At 62.8% G+C, this 20,189-nt stretch carries 12 protein-coding genes and 1 riboswitch; of the genes, 2 read left to right on the top strand and 10 right to left on the bottom strand.

The features are described 5' to 3' along the window. Together alaS and ltaE are read right to left on the bottom strand one after the other, a co-directional pair. On the bottom strand, positions 1-2,619 hold the full coding sequence (alaS, locus tag BBG20_RS27820; protein WP_065909221.1) for an alanine--tRNA ligase: 2,619 nt from the start codon (positions 2,617-2,619) through the stop codon (positions 1-3). Positions 2,620-2,765: 146 nt separating this feature from the next. Next, entirely contained in the window at positions 2,766-3,770 is a 1,005-nt protein-coding gene (gene ltaE / locus BBG20_RS27815) for a low-specificity L-threonine aldolase (protein ID WP_065909220.1), read from the bottom strand. Between the two features lie 191 nt (positions 3,771-3,961). Continuing rightward, positions 3,962-4,131, top strand: a riboswitch (FMN riboswitch). Positions 4,132-4,244: 113 nt separating this feature from the next. On the opposite strand from ltaE, the gene BBG20_RS27810 reads away from it, so the two are divergent. After that, positions 4,245-4,754, top strand: a complete 510-nt coding sequence (locus BBG20_RS27810) for a 6,7-dimethyl-8-ribityllumazine synthase (protein ID WP_003233516.1) — start codon at positions 4,245-4,247, stop codon at positions 4,752-4,754. A gap of 162 nt (positions 4,755-4,916) precedes the next feature. Here BBG20_RS27810 and astE read toward each other — a convergent pair whose 3' ends face one another. The 7 genes from astE to BBG20_RS27775 all read right to left on the bottom strand — a co-directional run bounded on the left by astE (position 4,917) and on the right by BBG20_RS27775 (position 12,748). After that, positions 4,917-5,921, bottom strand: a complete 1,005-nt coding sequence (gene astE / locus BBG20_RS27805) for a succinylglutamate desuccinylase (protein WP_065909218.1) — start codon at positions 5,919-5,921, stop codon at positions 4,917-4,919. 11 nt (positions 5,922-5,932) lie between these two features. After that, positions 5,933-6,223 carry a hypothetical protein gene (locus tag BBG20_RS27800; RefSeq protein WP_003214319.1) on the bottom strand — a complete coding sequence of 97 codons (291 nt, stop codon included), beginning with the start codon at positions 6,221-6,223 and terminating at the stop codon, positions 5,933-5,935. 38 nt (positions 6,224-6,261) lie between these two features. Further along, positions 6,262-7,608, bottom strand: a complete 1,347-nt coding sequence (astB, locus tag BBG20_RS27795; RefSeq protein ID WP_065909216.1) for an N-succinylarginine dihydrolase — start codon at positions 7,606-7,608, stop codon at positions 6,262-6,264. A gap of 176 nt (positions 7,609-7,784) precedes the next feature. Further along, complete coding sequence (gene astD / locus BBG20_RS27790; RefSeq protein ID WP_065909214.1) at positions 7,785-9,251, bottom strand: succinylglutamate-semialdehyde dehydrogenase; 1,467 nt, start codon at positions 9,249-9,251, stop codon at positions 7,785-7,787. Then, on the bottom strand, positions 9,251-10,276 hold the full coding sequence (gene astA, locus BBG20_RS27785; RefSeq protein WP_065909213.1) for an arginine N-succinyltransferase: 1,026 nt from the start codon (positions 10,274-10,276) through the stop codon (positions 9,251-9,253). The genes astD and astA overlap by 1 nt, the downstream gene beginning before the upstream one ends. Positions 10,277-10,325: 49 nt before the next feature. Continuing rightward, positions 10,326-11,345, bottom strand: coding sequence for an arginine/ornithine succinyltransferase subunit alpha (gene aruF, locus BBG20_RS27780; RefSeq protein ID WP_003175655.1), 1,020 nt, complete (start codon positions 11,343-11,345; stop codon positions 10,326-10,328). A 182-nt stretch (positions 11,346-11,527) separates the two neighbouring features. Then, positions 11,528-12,748 carry an aspartate aminotransferase family protein gene (locus BBG20_RS27775; protein ID WP_065909212.1) on the bottom strand — a complete coding sequence of 407 codons (1,221 nt, stop codon included), beginning with the start codon at positions 12,746-12,748 and terminating at the stop codon, positions 11,528-11,530. 303 nt (positions 12,749-13,051) lie between these two features. Here BBG20_RS27775 and BBG20_RS27770 point away from each other — a divergent pair, with 303 nt between their 5' ends. After that, on the top strand, positions 13,052-18,985 hold the full coding sequence (locus tag BBG20_RS27770) for a dermonecrotic toxin domain-containing protein (protein WP_065909209.1): 5,934 nt from the start codon (positions 13,052-13,054) through the stop codon (positions 18,983-18,985). A gap of 3 nt (positions 18,986-18,988) precedes the next feature. Here BBG20_RS27770 and argR read toward each other — a convergent pair whose 3' ends face one another. Then, complete coding sequence (gene argR, locus BBG20_RS27765) at positions 18,989-19,969, bottom strand: transcriptional regulator ArgR (RefSeq protein ID WP_065909207.1); 981 nt, start codon at positions 19,967-19,969, stop codon at positions 18,989-18,991. Between the last annotated feature and the right edge of the window lie 220 nt (positions 19,970-20,189).

Below are 20,189 nucleotides of genomic sequence, written 5' to 3'. Positions count from 1 at the left end.
TTAAATACCTGCCTCGACAAACGGCACGGTCAAGGCCAGGGCCGCGTCCAGGGCACCGGCGTCTACACCACCGCCTTGCGCCATGTCCGGACGACCACCGCCCTTCCCGCCCACTGCCGCGGCGGCTTGCTTCATCAAATCACCGGCCTTGAGTTGGCCAGTCAGGTCCTTGGTTACACCGGCAACCAGAACGACCTTATCCTCATGGACACTGCCGAGTAGGATCACTGCGCGGCCGAGCTTGTTCTTCAACTGATCGACCAGCGCCAACAGCGCCTTGCCGTCCTGACCGTCCAGGCGTGCGGCCAGCACTTTCACATCCTTGACGTCCACGGCAGCGGCCGACAGATCGTCGCCCGCAGCACTGGCGGCCTTGGCCTGCAACTGCTCCAGCTGTTTCTCCAGCGCACGGTTGCGCTCCAGCACGGCGGACAGCTTGTCGATCAGGTTGTCGCGGCTGCCCTTGACCAGGGTGGCCGCTTCCTTGAGTTGTTCTTCAGCCGCATTGAGGTAGGCCAGGGCCGCAGCACCGGTTACCGCCTCGATGCGGCGCACGCCCGAGGCCACGCCGCCTTCGCTGATGATTTTCAGCAGGCCGATGTCGCCGGTACGGTTGGCGTGGATACCGCCACACAGTTCCACCGAGAAACTGCCGCCCATGCTCAGCACGCGCACGTTGTCGCCGTACTTCTCGCCAAACAGCGCCATGGCGCCCTTGGCCTTGGCGGTCTCGATGTCGGTTTCTTCGGTTTCCACCGGGCTGTTCTTGCGAATCTCGGCGTTGACGATGTCTTCCAGGGCCTTGATCTGCTCAGGCTTGATCGCTTCAAAGTGGCTGAAGTCGAAGCGCAGGCGCTGACTGTCGACCAGCGAACCCTTCTGCTGAACGTGCTCGCCCAATACCTGGCGCAGCGCGGCGTGCAGCAGGTGGGTCGCCGAGTGGTTCAACGAAGTCGCGTGGCGCACGTCGGCGTCCACCTGGGCTTCCACTGGCGCACCGACGGTCAGGTTGCCCGAGGCCAGCACACCGTGGTGCAGGAAGGCACCGCCAGTCTTGGTGGTGTCACGCACGTCAAAACGGCCGTTCGCCGCATTGAGGAAACCGCAGTCGCCAATCTGGCCGCCGGATTCGGCGTAGAACGGCGTCTGGTCGAGCACGACCACGCCCTCGTCACCTTCATTCAACACGTCGACCGACTGGCCTTCCTTATACAGGGCAACCACTTTGGCCGCGCCACTGGTGGCCTTGTAGCCGGTGAATTCGGTGGCCACGTCAACCTTGACCAGGCTGTTGTAGTCCATGCCGAACGAGCTGGCGGAACGTGCACGCACACGCTGGGCTTCCATCTCGCGCTCGAAACCTGCCTCGTCGAGGGTCAGGTTGCGCTCACGGGCGATGTCGCCGGTCAGGTCCATCGGGAAACCGTAGGTGTCGTAGAGCTTGAACACCACGTCGCCCGGCACCACGCTGCCCTGCAGGTTGGCGAGGTCTTGCTCGAGGATTTTCAGGCCCTGCTCCAGGGTCTTGGCGAATTGCTCTTCTTCGGCCTTGAGCACGCGCTCGATGTGCGCCTGGTTCTGCTTGAGTTCCGGGAACGCATCGCCCATCTCGGCGACCAGGGCCGCGACGATCTGATAGAAGAAGCTGCCGCTGGCGCCCAACTTGTTGCCGTGACGGCAGGCGCGACGAATGATGCGACGCAGCACGTAGCCACGGCCTTCGTTGGACGGCAGCACGCCGTCGGCAATCAGGAAGCCGCAGGAACGGATATGGTCAGCCACCACTTTGAGCGATGCCTGCTCTTCATTGGCGCAACCGATCGCCTTGGCGGCAGCCGCCAGCAGGCTCTGGAACAGGTCGATTTCGTAGTTGGAATGAACGTGCTGCATCACCGCACTGATCCGCTCCAGGCCCATGCCGGTGTCTACCGACGGCGCTGGCAGCGGATGCAACACGCCGTCGGCGGTGCGGTTGAACTGCATGAACACGTTGTTCCAGATCTCGATGTAACGGTCGCCATCTTCTTCTGGCGAGCCCGGTGGGCCACCCCAGATGTCGGCGCCGTGGTCGTAGAAGATCTCGGTGCAGGGGCCGCACGGGCCGGTATCGCCCATGGTCCAGAAGTTGTCGGAGGCGTACGGTGCGCCTTTGTTGTCGCCGATACGCACCATGCGCTCGGGCGGCACGCCGACTTCCTTGGTCCAGATGTCGTAGGCTTCGTCATCGCTGGCGTAGACGGTGACCCAGAGCTTTTCCTTCGGCAGTTTCAGCACGCCGGTGAGGAAGGTCCAGGCGAAGTTGATCGCGTCTTGCTTGAAATAATCGCCAAAGCTGAAGTTGCCGAGCATTTCGAAAAAGGTGTGGTGACGGGCGGTATAGCCGACGTTTTCCAGGTCGTTGTGCTTACCACCGGCGCGCACGCACTTCTGGCTGCTGACGGCGCGGGTGTAGGCGCGCTTTTCCTGGCCCAGGAAGCAGTCCTTGAACTGGTTCATCCCCGCGTTAGTGAACAGCAGGGTGGGGTCATTGCCTGGGATCAAGGAGCTGGAGGCGACACGGGTGTGACCTTGCTCTTCGAAGAAGCGAAGGAAGGCTTCACGGATTTCTGCGCTTTTCATTAGGTTCTTCCACGGAGGCTGCGGCCAAAGGCCAGTGCGCAACATCATCAGACGAAGCGACGGCAAAGGGCCGCATTATATCGGCCCTTTGCCGGTGGTACAGCGTGTTTATGCGATAGAGCGGCTCAATTAGACGGTCTGCACGGTCATTTGCGTGAGAATTCGACGAATGTCTCCAGCACTTGCTCGATCTGCGCCCGGCTGACGTCCAGGTGCGTGACCATGCGCAAGCGCGGTGCGGCGCTCAATTTGATCCCGCGCTCGGCGGCAAACGCCTTCAAGGCCTGGGCGCGATCGCCGATCTGCACGTAGACCATGTTGGTCTGCACCGGCTCCACTGCGTAACCGGCGTTGCGCAACGCCTCTCCCAGCCACTCGGCATTGGCGTGGTCGTCGGCCAGGCGCGCGACCTGGTGATCCAGGGCATACAGCCCTGCCGCCGCCAGTGAGCCGGCCTGGCGCATGCCGCCGCCGACCATCTTGCGCAGGCGCCGGGCCTTGGCGATCAGCGCCGTGGAACCGCACAACACCGAGCCGATCGGCGCGCCAAGGCCCTTGGACAGGCACACCGACACCGAATCGAAATGCTGGGCGATCTCGCGCGCATCCACCCCAAGCTTGACGGCCGCGTTGTACAGGCGCGCGCCGTCCAGATGCAGCGCCAGGCCGTGTTCGCGGGTAAACGCCCGCGCCTTCGCCAGGTACGCCAGCGGCAGCACCTTGCCTTGCATGGTGTTTTCCAAGGCCAACAGCCGGGTGCGCGCGAAGTGGAAATCGTCGGGCTTGATCGCTTCCAGCACCTGGGCAAGGTCCAGCGAGCCGTCCGCCTGCACTTCCAGCGGCTGTGGCTGGATCGAACCGAGCACGGCGGCGCCACCGCCCTCGTATTTGTAGGTGTGAGCCTGCTGACCGACGATGTATTCCTCGCCGCGTTCACAGTGGGCCATCAACGCCAGCAGGTTGCTCATGGTGCCGGTGGGCACGAACAACGCCGCGGAAAACCCCAGGCGCTTGGCCAGTTCGGCTTCCAGGCGATTGACGCTGGGGTCTTCACCGTAGACGTCGTCGCCACTGACGGCATGGGCCATCGCGTCGAGCATGCCGGGGGTGGGTTGGGTCACGGTGTCGCTGCGCAGGTCGATCACAGACATGAAGCACGCCTCTCAAGGGTTGAGTAAGTTCCTTTTGTGGATGATTACTGCGGGCAAAGCCGCGGAATATCAAGCCCCATGCATCTTCAATCGAATACCAACCAAACAAACCGATATAGCTTATCGACACGGCAATCGTGCAGTTTCTGAAAAACCATGTTAAAAACTCTCCGCCGCCAGGGTTCTGGCGGCAACGTTCTCAGGGCGGGGTGCAATTCCCCACCGGCGGTAATTGCACGCAATGTGCATAGCCCGCGAGCGCTTGGCGCCTCGAACTGCTCACGCAGGACGGCGACAAGGTCAGCAGACCCGGTGTGATCCCGGGGCCGACGGTCATAGTCCGGATGAAGAGAGAACGGGATTGGCACCTGAGGGCCGAACGCTGACCGCATGCTTGCATGCCACAGCCGTGAGTACCCTTAAATCCCATTCGATTCATAACGCCCTGTTTTTTTCTTAAACAGGAGTCAGAACATGCAACCCACCGCAATCGACAGCAAAAGCAAAAACCATCACGGCGAGCGCGTCGCGTTTATCCAGGCCTGCTGGCACAAGGATATTGTCGACCAATCGCGCAAAGGCTTCCTCGCCGAAATGATCGCCCAGGGCTACCAGGAATCGGATATCGATTTCTTCGAAGTCGGCGGCGCCTTTGAAATGCCCCTGCACGCCAAGCTGCTGGCCAAGACCGGCCGATACGCCGGTATCGTTGCCGCTGCGCTGGTGGTGGACGGCGGCATCTACCGTCACGAGTTCGTCGCCCAGTCAGTGGTCAGCGGCCTGATGCAAGTGCAGCTGGAAACCGAAGTGCCGGTGTTCTCGGTCTCCCTGACCCCGCACCACTTCCACGCGGGCAGCGAGCACCACACCTTCTTCTACGAGCACTTCGTGCACAAGGGCCAGGAAGCTGCACGTACCTGCGCCGACACCCTGCACAAAGTACGCGCGATCCGTCGCAGCGAGCCGCGTGCTGTAGCCGTCTAAGTCACACCCCAGCCCAGCCTCAGCGCTGGGCTTGTGTAGGAGCTGGCTTGTGTGGGAGCTGGCTTGCCTGCGATAGGATCAACTCGGTCTAACAGTTGGACCCAGTTAACCCGATCGCAGGCAAGCCAGCTCCTACAATTGGATCCCGGCAAGCCTCGGGCTTCAGGCCAGGCCCGCATCCGTGGTCGGCACAATCAATATCCCTGCCCGCAAACCATTCTTCACCTTCGGATTGGGGAAGATGATACGCGCGCCCTCCTCCTCGATGACCCAACGAGTCTTGGCCACGTCCTCGGCCAGCAGATACCCCTTCGCCAACGGCGAAAAGTTCTCCACGTCCGCCGGCAAGTGCAGCAGGAAGGCATCGCTGTGCTTGATCACTTCGCGCGACACCGCGAACAGCTGCAGGCCGTCGAGGCTGTCGGTCTCGGGCTCATTGCCCTCGATGATCTGCTTCAGGCGCGTCTCCAGGCGGGACACGTCCACGCCCTGGTTCTGCCCGAACGGCCGCGCCTTGCCCAATTCCAGGGTGAAGGCTTCGGCGTCCAGCTGCTCGTAGGTAAATGCAGTGAAAGTGATCGAAGTCTTGTTCTGCAGCAGCACCGCCTGCATGCCGGCAGCGTTGAGGCGCGCCAGCTCGTGACGTGAATGCTGGCGCCCGTCCTTCCACGGGTACAGGGCAAACTGCTCGATCTTCGAGCCGCGAATGGCGGTGTGCAGGTCGTAATGCAGGCGCGAACGACCGGGCTGGTTGAAGAAGCTGCGGGCCAGTTGCTCAAGCTCGGCAGCACGCATGGCTTCCGGGCCGATGTTTTGCTCATGGCGGCCGTTGAACAGCCGGTTGACGTCCAGTTCGAGGTAACGCTCACCGCGACGCATGGCCTCGGGGTTGCCGAACAGGAACAGAATACGGGTGCGGGGCTTGATCTCCCCACGGGCTATGCCATGCAACAGGCGGTCGAGCAGTTCGATCGGCGCGGTTTCGTTGCCATGGATGCCGGACGACAGCAGCAGGTCGCTGCCGTTGTCCTTCGCTTGCGGTGGGCGCACTTCGAGCGCGCCCTCGCTGAGCCAGCGCATCTGCACGCCGTCGACAGTCAGTTGAATTTTTTGCGCCGGTTCACGACCGGCGAGGGTCAGTTCAAGCAGTTTGCCGAGGGCGAGCATACGCAGCTTCCTTAGTGGTTGCAGCCAGGACCGTGGACGTGATCGTCGTCATCACCTTCAACGTCGGCCGGTTCCATTTCCAGTTGCAGGCTCATCAGGTTGGTGGCCAGCGGACGCATCAGCAGGTTGGCGTACTCGGCGTCGCCTTCTTCCACGTCCACACCGATCAGCAGTTGGCCACGGCCGTCGTGCTGGATCCAGATTTCCTTGCCCTGCCAGACCACGGCGACGCGGGTGCAGGAGGTTTCCAGCTGGGTGCCGTCGGTGTCTTCAAGAATCAGTTTCAGGGTGTCGGTGGTCATAAAGTAGCTCTCGGCATTGGGCGTAAAAGAAGGTGGCGTTAATTGATCTGGAAAGGATAAACCGCGCCCAGTTTAAGGATTTGCGTCAGTTCATCCAATGCCGTCCGGCACTCCAGCAACAATTGCGGGTCAGCCAGGTCGGTTTCGCGCAGGCTGTCGCGGTAGTGCTTGTTCACCCATTGGGTCAGGGTGTCGTACAACGGCGCGGTCATGATAACGCCTGGGTTCACCGCCGCCAGCTCGGTTTCGTTCAACGCCACGCGCAAGCGCAGGCAGGCCGGGCCACCGCCGTTCTGCATGCTCTGCTTGAGGTCGAAGACCTTCACTTCGCGGATCAGCCCGCCTGACGCCGTGAGGTTTTGCAGGTACTGCCACACGCGTTCGTTGGCACGGCACTCTTCCGGCACGATCAGCAGCATCGAACCGTCGGCGCGGGTCAGCAACTGGCTGTTGAACAGGTAGGAACGCACCGCGTCCTCGACGCTGACCTGGGCGCGCGGCACGCAGACCGACTGGAAGTTGCCGCCCAATTTGCCCAACTTGCCTTGCAGTTCGCCAAGCATCTGCTCGGTATTGAGGAAGGCATCCTCGTGATAGAACAGCACCTCGCCGTTACCCACCGCGATCACGTCGTTGTGGAACACGCCGGCATCGATCACCGCCGGGTTCTGCTGGGCGTAGACCACGCCTTCATCCTTCAGGCCGTGCAGGCGTGCAACCGCCTGGGAGGCTTCGAGGGTCTGGCGCGCCGGGTACTTCTGCGGGGCCGGGTAACGGGTGTCGAACGCACTGCGGCCGAACACGAAGAACTCCACGCCGGCTTCGCCATACTCACGGCAGAAACGCGTGTGGTTGGCCGCGCCTTCGTCGCCGAACTGCGCCACCGCCGGCAGCGCGGCGTGATGGGCGAAGTGTTGCGCATCGGCAAACATCGCCCCCAGCACGCGGCTGGTGGTCGGGTGTTCGATGCTGCGGTGGTACTTGCAGTTGAGGTTGGCGGCGGTGAAATGCACGCGGCCATCCGCCGTGTCGGCGCTCGGGCTGACGGTGGCGGCGTTGGCCACCCACATGCTCGACGCCGAGCAACTGGCGACCAGCAGCGGCATCGCGTGCTTGGCGGCCTGCTGGATAACCTGGGCGTCGGTACCGCTGAACCCCAGGTTGCGCAAGGCGGCCACGTCAGGACGTTCCTGCGGCGCCAGCACCCCTTGCACAAAGCCCATGTCCATCAGGGCCTTCATTTTCTGCAGGCCCTGCAACGCCGCTTCCTTCGGGTTCGAAGACTGCTGGCTGTTGCTCTGGGACGCGACGTTGCCGTAGGACAAACCGCCGTAGTTATGGGTCGGCCCCACTAGACCGTCAAAATTGACTTCATAGGATTTCATCGGCGAGGCTCCACGAACATCTGTATTTTTATAGGCATCAAGTGCAGATCTGTATCTGTTAACCCGATCAAGTGTCGGAGCTGGCTTGCCTGCGATGCGGGCAACTCGGTCATGCAGATACACCGAGGTGATGCCTTCGCAGGCAAGCCAGCTCCCACATTAGATCGGTGTCACTTTCACTTAAGCGTTACGCCTGGGGTCAGCGACGCAGGCAACACCAGGCTCGGGGTCTCAAGGGAGGCCACCGGATACGCGCAATAATCTGCCGCGTAATACGCACTCGCGCGGTGGTTGCCCGACGCCCCTACCCCGCCGAACGGCGCGGTGCTGGCGGCGCCGGTCAGTTGTTTGTTCCAGTTGACGATACCGGCGCGGCTTTCCAGCCAGAACTGCTGGTAGCGCGCTTCGGAATCCGACAACAGACCAGCGGCCAGGCCGTACTGGGTGTTGTTGGCCTCGGCGATCGCGCCAGCAAAATCAGCGTAGCGGATCACCTGCAACAGCGGGCCGAACAGTTCTTCATCCTCGCGTTCGGTCACGCCTGTCACGTCGATGATGCCCGGCGTCAGCAGTGCAGCCTGATCCTGGGGCTGAGTCATCTCCAGCAGCGCCACGGCGCCATTGGCCAACATCAGTTCCTGGGCGTCCATCAAGGCTTTCGCCGCGCCCAGGGAGATGACCGAGCCCATGAACGGCGCCGGCTGCTGGTCGAACGCGCCGACCGCAATCGTCGAGCTGACGGCCACCAACCGTGCCAACAGGGCATCGCCCCAGGCACCTTCCGGCACCAGCAGGCGACGCGCACAGGTGCAGCGCTGGCCGGCCGAGATGAACGCCGACTGGATAATGGTGTAGACCGCCGCATCGACGTCGGCCACTTCGTCGACCACCAGCGGGTTGTTGCCGCCCATTTCCAGCGCCAAGATCTTGTCCGGGCGCCCGGAGAACTGCTGGTGCAGGTGATTGCCGGTGCGGCTGGAACCGGTAAAGAACAGGCCGTCGATCCCCGGGTTGGCCGCCAAGGCGATCCCGGTTTCGCGTGCGCCCTGCAGCAGGTTCAATACGCCTGCCGGCAGGCCGGCGTCGATCCAGCATTGCACCGTCAGCTCGGCGACTTTCGGGGTCAGCTCGCTCGGCTTGAACAGCACGGTATTGCCCGCCAGCAGCGCCGGGACGATATGCCCGTTCGGCAAGTGCCCCGGGAAGTTGTAGGGGCCAAACACCGCCACCACGCCATGCGGCTTGTGTCGCAGCACAGCGGTGGCGTCGCCCAGCGGGCCGCTCTTCTCGCCGGTACGCTCGCGGTAGCTTTGCACCGAGATCGCGATCTTGTTGGCCATGCTGGTGACTTCAGTGGCCGATTCCCACAACGGCTTGCCGGTTTCCTCACCGATACAGCGGGCGATTTCGTCGGCGCGGCTTTTCAGGGTCGCGGCGAAGGCCTCGAGCACGCTGATGCGTTCTTCCAGCGGACGCCGGGCCCAGCCCGGAAATGCCTGGCGCGCAGCCTGCACGGCAGACTCGACCTGCTCGGCGGTGGCGCCATTGCCGGCCCACAGCACTTGCTGGGTCACCGGGTTGCGCGATTCAAACAGTTCACCCTGGCCGGCCAGCCAGCTACCTGCGATATACAGCGAATTCATTACTTGGACTCCCGGGCAGCAGACAACGGAACAGCACGCACTTGATCACCCACCACCAGTTGCAGGCGCTTGGCGGTCTGCGGATCGACCACCAGCGTACCTGCCGCCAGACGGGCTGGAGCGGCGGTGATGCGGCACTCCTCGCGCTTGCGGTTATGAATCAGGAACGGCGTAGCGTCGTCACCTGGCGTGCCGATGGCCAACACCAGCGACTGGCTGTCGCGCACGGCACGGATCTTGGTGGTCTCACACTCCACCGCCGGGCCGGCGTCGAAGATATCGACATAGCCCTGGTAGCTGAAGCCCTCGCTCTTGAGCATGCTCAACGCCGGTTCGGTATCGGGGTGAACCTTACCGATCACATTGCGTGCGTCCTCGGAAAGGAAGCAGCTGTACAGCGGAAACTTCGGCATCAGCTCGGCGATAAAGGCCTTGTTGCCCACACCGGTAAGGTAGTCGGCCTGGCTGAACTCCATCTTGAAGAAGTGCCGGCCCAGACTCTCCCAGAACGGCGAACGCCCGGCATCGTTGGACACGCCGCGCATCTCGGCAATGATCTTGTTGCCGAACAGCTGTGGGAATTCGGCGATAAACAGCAGGCGCGCCTTGGCCAGCATGCGGCCGTTGAGGCCGTTGCGGTAATCGGCGTGCAGGAACAACGAGCACAGCTCGGAGTTGCCGGTGAGGTCGTTGGCCAGAAACAGCGTCGGAATCTCACGGTAGATATTCAGTTCCTGGGATGCACTGACGGTCAGGCCGACCCGGAAGTTGTACCAGGGCTCGCGCAGGCCGACCGCGCCGGCGATGGCGGAAATACCCACCACGCGGCCTTCGTCGTTTTCGAGCACGAACAGGTAGTCGGCATCGCCGCGCCCGGCGTCGCCGCGAAAGGTTTTTTCCGCCCAGCCAACCCGGTGGGTCAGGCGCTCTTCGTTGGCCGGCAAGGTGGTGAGGCCGGTGCCGGTGCTGCGCGCCAGATCAATCAGGGCCGGTAAATCGCTGCTGCGTACGGGACGAACGATCATGCTATCTCCTCGAACGGGCCGCTGTTGTCAGCCACCCGCGAAACTCTATTTAAACCGCTACCAGGCGCACACTCGCGCCTTCGCCGACGCCCAGGGCTTCGGCCGCTGCCAAGTCCAGGGTCACCGGTTTGCCGGGCGCGTAGTCCAGCTCCAGCATCACCGCGCGGTAATCCTGCAATTGCGCGTTGCTCACCAGATACTGGCGACCGACGCCCTTGACCATCTCACCGATCTTCACCGGCACCACGCGGCTCTGGGCAATCGAGCGAATCCCCGACACCCGCGCGTGCAGCGTCGGGCCGCCGTCGAAGATGTCGATGTAGTGGTCGGTCTCGAAGCCTTCGCGCATCAGGATGTCGAAGGTGATCTGCGCTCGCGGGTGGACCTGGCCCATGGCTTCCTGGGCTTCGTCCGGCAACAGCGGCACATAGATCGGGTAATGCGGCATCAGCTCGGCGAGGAAGGTGCGGCTTTTCAGCCCGCACAGGCGCTCGGCGGCGGCGTAGTTGAGGTCGAAGAAGTTGCGGCCGATGGCGTCCCAGAACGGCGAATCACCGTTCTCGTCGCTGTAGCCGACAATCTCGGTCACCACCGAATCGGCAAAGCGCTCGGGGTGGCTGGCGACGAACAACAGGCGGCCACGGGAATTGAGTTCCGACCACGGCGAACCGACCAGTTCCGGCACCACGTAGAAACTGGTGAGCAGGCTGTTGCCGGTGAGGTCGTGGCATTGGGAAAGCACGTGGATCTTGTTGTGGATCTTCAACTCGCGGGAAGCGTGCACGAAGGTTTCGTTACGGAAGCTGTAGAACGGCTCCGAGTAACCGGCCGAGGCGACGATGGCCGAGCAGCCAGCGAGCTTGCCGGTCTCGGTGTCTTCGAGCACGAAGAAATAGCTTTCTTCACCGTTGAAACTCACCTCGGCAGCGAAGGACGCTTCGCTGGCGGCGATCTTGTCGCTGAGGCGTTCGACATCATCCGGCAAGGAGGTGACACCAATCGGGCTGTCCGCAGCCAGACGCTGTACCTCGCCCAGATCAGCCATTTGCGCGGGGCGCATCACCAGCATGGTGTCACTCCTTAACTCGAAAAACTCACAGGAAAAAATGCCAGGCACGGCCTTGAAACCAGTGAGGTCAAGTGTGGGAGCGGGCTTGCCCGCTCCCACATTGGATCTACACCGCTCCAATTAAGAGGCCCGGCACAAAAATTTAGGTTCGATGCCCAATCGTTTGGGCACCGAACGGTCCATCAAGCGTGTGTCAGCGTCTTCACGGCACGTTCAAAACGGTCCAGGCCTTCCTGGATGTCCGCGTCTTCCACCACCAGGCTCGGGGCGAAACGCACCACGTCGGGGCCGGCTTGCAGGATCATCAGGTTTTCTTTCTCGGCGGCGTTGAACACGTCCTTGGCCTTGCCTTTGAAGGCATCGCTCAGCACACAACCGATCAGCAGGCCCATGCCGCGCACTTCGGTGAAGATGCCGTACTGCTTGCCGATCTGCTCCAGGCGCGCCTTGAACAGGTCGTGCTTGGCGTTGACACCGGCCAGCACCTCGGGCGTGTTGATCACATCGATCACCGCCTCGGCGACCGCGCAGGCCAGCGGGTTGCCGCCGTAGGTGGTGCCGTGGGTGCCGACCACCAGGTGCTTGGCGAGGTCTTCACGGGTGAGCATCGCCGCAATCGGGAAGCCGCCGCCCAGGCTCTTGGCGCTGGTGAGGATGTCCGGCACCACACCGTAGTGCTGGTAGGCGAACAGGTGGCCGCTGCGGCCCATGCCGGTTTGCACTTCGTCGAACACCAGCAGCGCATTGCTGGCGTCGCACAACTCGCGGGCGCCTTGCAGGTAGGCCAGTTCGGCCGGCAGTACGCCGCCTTCGCCCTGGATCGGTTCCAGCACCACGGCGCAGGTCTTGTCCGAGACAGCGGCTTTCAGCGCGTCCAGGTCGTTGTAAGGCACGTGGGTGATGCCGGTGATTTTCGGACCGAACCCATCGGAATACTTCGACTGGCCACCGACGTTGACGGTAAACAGGGTACGGCCGTGGAAGCTGTTCAGTGCGGCGATGATCTCGTACTTCTCGGTGCCGAAACGGTCGAACGCGACGCGACGGGCCAGCTTGAAGGCGGCCTCGTTGGCTTCGGCGCCGGAGTTGCAGAAGAACACGCGCTCGGCAAAGGTGGCGTCGATCAGCTTGTGGGCCAGGCGCAGGGCCGGCTCGTTGGTGAAGACGTTGGAGACATGCCACAACTTGCTGGCCTGTTCGGTCAGTGCACCGACCAGCGCCGGGTGGGCGTGGCCCAATACGTTGACCGCGATGCCGCCGGCAAAATCGATCAGCTCGCGACCCGCCTGGTCCCAGACGCGGGAGCCTTCGCCACGCACGGGAATAAAGGCAGCAGGTGCATAGTTGGGAACCATGACCTGGTCGAAATCGGCACGTTGCACCGGGGCTTGCTCAACGGACATCGGAGTCTCCTGAAGAGGAACGCCTGCCTGGAACTGGCGGGCGATGCAGGGATTGTAAGGACAGTTTTCAGCGCGACCTTGTCGCCAAGCGACAACTTCTTATAGCGCCAACCCCGGTTTTACGCGGGTTTACGCCAATGCGACAAATAGCGTCGCAATGGCGCAGTTTAAACCGTGCACGCCCTCCGTGGGCAGGCTGATCGGTGGATGCGTGCAAATCCCTGCGGCGCTAACTGTCTACCACCCTGCCCACCCTGCCAGCTGTTTTGCTGCAACCTCCCAGCGATCGTCAAGGAACGACCCATGGCCGAACAGCCCAGCAGCACCGTACCGCATTACGAAATCCTCAAACATGCCCTGCCCGACTGGCTGGGCGCCGCCTCGGCCCTTAAACGCAATGCCCTGGCCCAGCCGGCGTTGATCCTCGCCGCCGGCTTAAAAAATGCCAGTGAGCAACAGCACCAGGCACTTAAACGCCTCAACAGCCAGGCCTGGAGCGCACAAAACCGTGTGGACCAGGCCATGGAGCGCCTCAAAAGCCCCGAGGTTTTTGCCGCCGAAATCCTGCAAACGGCACTCAAGGATCAGTACGGCCTCGATCCAGACGTGCGCAACACCTACCTGCAGCTCTACATTCCCCTGACGCTCGCCGGGTTTACGCTCAAACCCGGGGCCGCGCGCACCTGGAGCGTGTCGCTGCTGGATGCCGCCCTGCATAACTTCGAAGAGTCCGAAACCGCGGTCGACGGCTATGACGCCAACTCCGGCTTCACCACGCGTCCTGGCGCTGGCGGGCAGTTCCAGCCACTGCCGGCCATCGGCGCGAAGCTCTCGATTGCGCAGTTCACCACCCTCTGCAGGACATTGGACATCGGCGAGCGCTACCAGCGCTATCTCAGCGACTACCTCGGGCTGGACAACCCGGTAGCCCAGGCCAGCCTGCAGCACACGATCAAGCGCAGCCACCTGGCGAGCCTCGAACTGGCGCTGTACATGGCCGTGCTTAAACAAGACCTGCCCCAGGCCAGCCACGACACACTCATGGGCCTGCTGCAGGGCCAGCCGAGCAGTGCCAACGGCTGCAAGCCCCTGCTGTGTTACGAGTTGATGATCATGTCGACGCGCCTCACCGGCATCGTGCTGTTTGCCGAAGACCTGGACGCCAGCCCGCAGGTGGTGCCAGTCATCGCCTGGATCCCCGACGACCCTGAACACCCGATCAAGCAGTACCCCAGCACCCGCGCCTTGATGCTCGCCCTCTGCGAAAAGCTGCGCACGCCCGACTACCAGCGCTTCTTCAGTCGTTTTATCGGCGCCGCAGACCTGAGCCTGTTTTTCGCCGACCTCAATCAGCGCCTCACCCAGGTGACCTGGCATGCCCATATCCCCGGCGACCCGCTGCCCAGCTGGCGCCAGACCCCGGTAGCCGGACCCAACCTGCAATTTCGCGCGGCAAAGATCGAGCGCGACCTGTTTGAACACCTCTACCAGATGAAACTCAGCAAACTGCTCGATGACGCCCGCAGCCGCGCCATCTCCACTGCCAGCACCGACCGCAAAGCCCGCTGGGAACGCTGGGCCTTGATTGAAAAAGTCGGCAGCACGCTGTTGCAGATCATCGCCTTTATCGCCGTGCCGTTCGTGCCGCCACTGGGCGCGCTGATGCTCGGCTACACCGCCTACCAGGTGCTGGACGATGCCTTCGAAGGTGCCTTCGACTGGGTCGAAGGCCTGCAGCGCGAAGCCCTGGGGCATACCTTGGCGCTGGTTGAGCAACTGGTGCAACTGGGGATGTTTGCCATCGGCATACCCATTGCCCAGGACCTGCTGCGCGCCGCGCTACCTGCCGAACTGAGCAGATTTTTCGAGCGCCTGAAACCCGTGACACGGCCCGATGGCTCAACGCGCCTGTGGCAGCCGGATCTTGCCCCCTATCGCAGGGCAATAAAACTGCCCAAGGGCGCGCGGCCCGATGAGCAGGGGCTGTATCAGCACCACGGCGAATCGATCCTGCGCCTGGGCGAGGAGCACTATGCAGTGCACCATGAGGCCGAATCTGCCCGCTACACCCTCAAGCACCCCGAGCGCGCCAGCGCCTACCGCCCACAGGTCATGACCAACGGCGAAGGCGCCTGGGTAACGGAGCTTGAACGCCCATTGAGCTGGGACAGCCCCACCCTGATGCGCCGCCTCGGCTACCGGACCGAAGGCCTCAGCGACAGCCGCCTGCAACAGGCGCGCCGGGTCAGCGACACCCACGACAACGGCTTGCGCCACCTGCACCTCAACCAGCAGCCGGCGCCACCGCTGCTGGCCGACACCCTCAAGCGTTTCAGGATCGACCAGGACCTGCAGGATTTCATTACGCAGATGAACAGCGACGACCCGGCCATTTCTCACCAGGCCGACGCGCAAACCCAGCTGCAACTGCTGGTCAGCTATGGGTTATGGCCGCAGACCAAAACCCTGCGTTTCCTCGACGCCCAGGGCCACACACTTTGGGAATTCGCCAGGGCCGACGGGGCCAGCGTGGTGCAAGTCCATCAGGCCCAGATGAAAAACGGCGACCTGCTGCAGATCCTTCTGGAAAGCCTGGATGAACAGGAGCGCAAGACCCTGCTGGAAGAGCCTTTCGGCACACCGCCCGCCTCGGCGCAAACCCGGGCAAAGGTGTTACGCAAAAAGCTCGCGCGCCTGGCTTACGAAAAGCGCTTCTCGCTGTTCGATTCGCGCTATCGCGGTGAAGACCGCGCCCGCCATGCCCGCGTGCAAAAGATCCTCGACGCGGCGCCCGAGGCCGGGCTGCCTACCAGCGTCGGCGAAGAAATCCTTGCCAGTGCCAGTGGCGAGGAACTGCGGGCAATCGATGCCGGAACACTCCCCAAGCGCCTGCGCGACCTGGCGCATTGGGGCCAACAGGAAGTCAGGACCACCCGCGCGTATGAAGGTTTGTACCTGGAGACCGTCGAAAGCCCGGACACCGCCACGCTGGCCCTGCACTCACTGGAAAATCTACCGGGATGGCAGCCGGGCACGCGCCTTGAAGTCCGCCAATACCGGATCGATGGCGCCTTGCTGGACGCCATCGGCCCGCCTGACGCGCAAATCAGCCGGACCTTGGTCGTCACGGCGGACGGCCAATACATCCCGTATGCGGACCAGACCGAACTGTTTGGCCAAAGCGACGTTTACACCGCGATTCTCCAGGCCCTGCCAGACAGCCGGCGCACTGCACTGAACCTCCATATCGGCCAAGGCGAGCGGCTCAAACAGACACTCGCCGAACATGCATTGGGGCGCGACGCCCTGCGTCGACTACTCGACACCGACCCCGCGCAAAAACCTGAATACGACCCAAAGTTCATGCGCCTGCGTGGCGGCGATGCGGGTTACCGCGCGGTCGCCCCTCTGGGGCTGGACGAAAACCGCGTGGTGTCCGCTGAAGAGCTTGCCCATGACCTGCTGCCGGCGCTGTCCACCGCGCAGATCCGCGAGCTGGTGCAAAGCCTCGAAAGCCAACCCGGTGGCGCGTTGGCCACCCTGCTTTCGCTGCAAACCGAATACCTGAGGATGACCCACGACCTGGCGCGCTGGGTAGGAAGTACACCTCGTCTGCACCCACAGACAGGCGCCCCGCTGAGTGCCGAGGAGTACGACTACGCACGACGTGATCGCCGTCTGTGGGCCCACGAAATCCAGCGGGCCTGGCGCCGCGAAACCGAGATCGACGATCACTTCGAAACGCCCGCGCGCAATGGCCATCGGCTCAGCCTGCCGGTCCCGCTGCAGGGCCCGCTGCCGCAACTGCGCGCGCGCTTCAGCCATGTTTCTCTGCTGGAGTTGCAAGGCAACCACACCACGCAGCAGGTCGAAGGTTTTCTGCGTTTGTTCCCCAGGCTGCGTCACTTGACGATCCGCCACGTCGGGCTGGAGCAGCTTCCCGCCCCCGTGTTTTCGATGCCCCACTTGAACGAGCTGATCCTCAGCGACTGCCAGCTGACCCTGACCGCCGAACAGCAGACGGCACTTAGCGCCATGAACCGCCTGGTTACGCTGGACCTGTACAAAAACCCCTTGAATCAGGTCCCCAGCGTCGAGCGCATGCCGGATCTGCGCTACCTGGACCTGAGCAGGACCGGCATCAGCGCACTGCCGCGCGGCCTCCTCAACCGTCCGAGCCTGGAGCTGGCCCTGCTCTCGCAGAATCAGCTCCGCGAACTGCCAGACGCGCTGTTCAACCTGCCGGCCGCCAGCAGCGATAAATTCGACCTGTCTGCGAATCCGCTGACACAGGCATCGATGGAGCGCGTCAAAGCCTATTACCATCGCACTGGCAAACGCTGGGAAATCGACGCGCCCCTGGCCGACCTCGCGCTGGCTAAACAGCTCTACCCAAGCTTCAGCAACGACGAAATCAATCATTTCGTGTTTGCCCTGCCAGGTGACCTGGAGGCCGGCAGGCTCGCCTTGATGCGCTTCCAAATCGAATACCAGGCCATTCGCACCGATATGACGCCCTGGGCAAACGACCCCCTGGCCAGTCATGCAGAACGCATCAACCGCGCGCGCTTCATCGAGGCCATTGAAGCGGGGTGGCGTCGGGAAGTGCCGCTGGATCCCCAGCATCACGGGATTGCCCCCGGTTATGCATTGACCCTCGCCATGCCCGTCAGCGGCACACTTGCAACGCTGCGCATCACACTTCCACATGTGACGGCGCTGGTGCTGGAGGGCAGTGGCGCGCCCCTGCAACCGGGGTCATTCCTGCAGGCATTTCCAGGCCTGAAACGCCTGACCCTCGATCGATATGCGCTGGCAGAGTTTCCCCTCGGCATCGCGTCACTGCGCCAGCTCACGTACCTGCGCCTGCGCCGCAACGGCCTACGGCTGTCACCCACCACCGCCAATGCACTGGCTGCGATGAGCCAGCTGGAATCCCTCGACTTGAGCCACAACCCACTCGGCGAGGTGCCGGATGTGCGCCGCTTGAACAGGCTCGGCCAGGTATCCTTGAGCAACACGGGGCTGACCCACATCCCGGCGAGCCTGCTATCGCCCGCCACGCCGAGGACGGCTATCGACTTGAGCCACAACCAGATCACCCAAGTGCCGGCACAGCTGTTCACGTTGCGCGCCGACCTGTCGGCCGCCTTCGACCTGTCCAACAACCCGTTGTCAGCCCAAACCCTGCAACAGGTCAAAATCCACTTCCAGGGCACCGATAACGCCTGGAAAATCAGCCCGCCCTACACCGTATTGCGTCAGCTCAAGACGCTTTACCCCAGCCTCACGGATACCGAGCTGGGGCGCATCTTCTTTCAACTGCCAGGCGATATCGACGCGGCGCTACCGGCCATGGCACGACTGAAGGCCGAATACCACCAGATGAGCACCCGGCTTCAGGAATGGGTGCTCAATGTCCCCGAGCGTGACCCGATTCTGGATACCGTGCTGGACATGGGCACCCGCGCCGAGGAGCAGTTGCGACGCGCCCACTTCAAGGACCTGCTGGAACGTTGCTGGCGCCGGGAAACCGAGCTGGACGAAGGCGGCGAACTCCCGCCTCGACACAGCTACAAGCTGGTCTTTCATGCCCAGCTGCTGGGGGATCTGCCGCAACTGAATGCGCAGCTTCCTCACGTTACACTGCTGGAGCTGATCGGCGAGCGGTCCAACCAGAGCATTGACGAGCTGCTGAGGTGCCTGCCCAACCTCACGCACCTGACCGTCGAGCGTTATGCCCTGGGGGATATTCCCGAGCCCATCTTCAGCCTGCAGCACCTGCGCCAACTCTCGCTCTCCGACAACCGCATACAACTGACCCCTCGCAGCAAGGCGCTACTGGCGGGCATGGGGGGACTCGAGCATCTGGACATGAGCGATAACATGCTCGGCATGACGCCGGATGTGCGCAACCTGTCGCGCTTGAAGGCGCTGTACCTGCATAACTGCGGGCTGAGTGAAGTGCCCGAGAGCGTTTTCGGGCTGGGGCGCCTGCAAGCGCTCGACCTGAGCAGCAACCTGATCCAGCACCTGCCCAGTGATTTGCTGGAAATGCCCCTGCCACTCAACGACGACTCCGACCTGAGTGACAACCCGCTGTCGGCGCAGAGCCTTGCGTTGTTGCGCCGCTATTATCAACAGACGGGCTACGAACTGGGCGTGGAAGAAGCCATGGAGGACGAACAGGGGTTCCCGCTGGCGCCACCTGACACACCGGTAGACATGGAGGAGTAACCCTCAGCCGCGTTCGGACGGTACCGACGACAGCTCGAACGGGCTGCTGCTGCGCCGCTGGTTGCGGTCTTCGCGCGGGGTGGCGCCAAAGAAGTTGCGGTAGGCGCTGGAGAAGTGCGGCCCCGAGGAGAAGCCGCAGGACAGGCCGATCTGGATGATCGACTTGCTGGTTTGCATGAGCATCTGGCGCGCCTTGTTCAGGCGCAACTCGAGGTAGTACTGGCTGGGAACGCGGTTGAGGTATTGCTTGAAGATCCTTTCGAGCTGTCGCCGCGACACGCACACGTGCTGGGCGATTTCGTCGGTGGTCAACGGCTCTTCGATGTTGGCCTCCATCAGCAACACCGCCTGGGTCAGCTTCGGATGGCTGGAACCCAGGCGGTTTTGCAAAGGAATACGCTGGCGCTCGCCGCCTTCGCGGATGCGCTCCACCACCAGTTCCTCGGAGACTGCACCGGCCAGTTCGGCGCCGTGGTCACGGGCCAGTACCGCCAGCAGCAGGTCGAGCACCGACATGCCACCGCAGGCGGTCAGGCGATCACGGTCCCAGTCGAACAGGTGGCTGGTAGCGATGACCTTGGGGAAGCGCTCGGCAAAATCATCCTGCCAGCGCCAGTGCACGGCGGCGCGGTAGCCGTCGAGCAGGCCGAGCTGGGCCAACGGGTAGACACCCGCCGACAGGCCACCGATCACACACCCGGCGCGCACCAGTTGCTTGAGCGCGGTGCTCAGTTGGGAGGCGATCACGGTCGGCGGTTCGTCCGCCAGCAGGAACAGCTTCTGGAAGCCTTCGAGCTTGCCCGCCCACGGCTCGCCCGGCAGCTGCCAGGCGCCATCGGTCGCAGGCTCGGCGAGCAGGAACGACAGCTCATACACCACATCCGGATGCACCCGCTGAGCAACGCGCAAGGCCTCCTCAGCCAGCGCAAGCGTCAGTGCTTTCGTGCTGGGCCAAATCAGGAAACCAATTCGATGGGCGGTCATGGAGGGCTATCCGAAGCGAGTAACAGTAATGAAGACAAGGGCCAATGCTAGCCCGGAAACCAACACAAATCTCAAAAGCGGGTGAAGATCTAAATGTGGGAGCGGGCTTGCTCGCGAATGCGGTGGGTCAGATACACATCTACTCACTGACCCACCGCTTTCGCGAGCAAGCCCGCTCCCACACTAGATGGGGACTCACTTAAGACTGCGAAGCATGCAC

The organism is Pseudomonas aylmerensis (assembly GCF_001702265.1).
GTDB lineage: Bacteria > Pseudomonadota > Gammaproteobacteria > Pseudomonadales > Pseudomonadaceae > Aquipseudomonas > Aquipseudomonas aylmerensis.
The sequence above is the reverse complement of the archived record's forward strand: the minus strand, read 5'-3'. Positions and strand labels throughout refer to the sequence as shown.

Excerpts from the sequence above, each read along its gene's own strand:
- alaS (WP_065909221.1), bottom strand. The coding sequence starts at position 2,619 with ATGAAAAGCGCAGAAATCCGTGAAGCCTTCCTTCGCTTCTTCGAAGAG.
- ltaE (WP_065909220.1), bottom strand. The coding sequence starts at position 3,770 with ATGTCTGTGATCGACCTGCGCAGCGACACCGTGACCCAACCCACCCCC.
- BBG20_RS27810 (WP_003233516.1), top strand. The coding sequence starts at position 4,245 with ATGCAACCCACCGCAATCGACAGCAAAAGCAAAAACCATCACGGCGAG.
- astE (WP_065909218.1), bottom strand. The coding sequence starts at position 5,921 with ATGCTCGCCCTCGGCAAACTGCTTGAACTGACCCTCGCCGGTCGTGAA.
- BBG20_RS27800 (WP_003214319.1), bottom strand. The coding sequence starts at position 6,223 with ATGACCACCGACACCCTGAAACTGATTCTTGAAGACACCGACGGCACC.
- astB (WP_065909216.1), bottom strand. The coding sequence starts at position 7,608 with ATGAAATCCTATGAAGTCAATTTTGACGGTCTAGTGGGGCCGACCCAT.
- astD (WP_065909214.1), bottom strand. The coding sequence starts at position 9,251 with ATGAATTCGCTGTATATCGCAGGTAGCTGGCTGGCCGGCCAGGGTGAA.
- astA (WP_065909213.1), bottom strand. The coding sequence starts at position 10,276 with ATGATCGTTCGTCCCGTACGCAGCAGCGATTTACCGGCCCTGATTGAT.
- aruF (WP_003175655.1), bottom strand. The coding sequence starts at position 11,345 with ATGCTGGTGATGCGCCCCGCGCAAATGGCTGATCTGGGCGAGGTACAG.
- BBG20_RS27775 (WP_065909212.1), bottom strand. The coding sequence starts at position 12,748 with ATGTCCGTTGAGCAAGCCCCGGTGCAACGTGCCGATTTCGACCAGGTC.
- BBG20_RS27770 (WP_065909209.1), top strand. The coding sequence starts at position 13,052 with ATGGCCGAACAGCCCAGCAGCACCGTACCGCATTACGAAATCCTCAAA.
- argR (WP_065909207.1), bottom strand. The coding sequence starts at position 19,969 with ATGACCGCCCATCGAATTGGTTTCCTGATTTGGCCCAGCACGAAAGCA.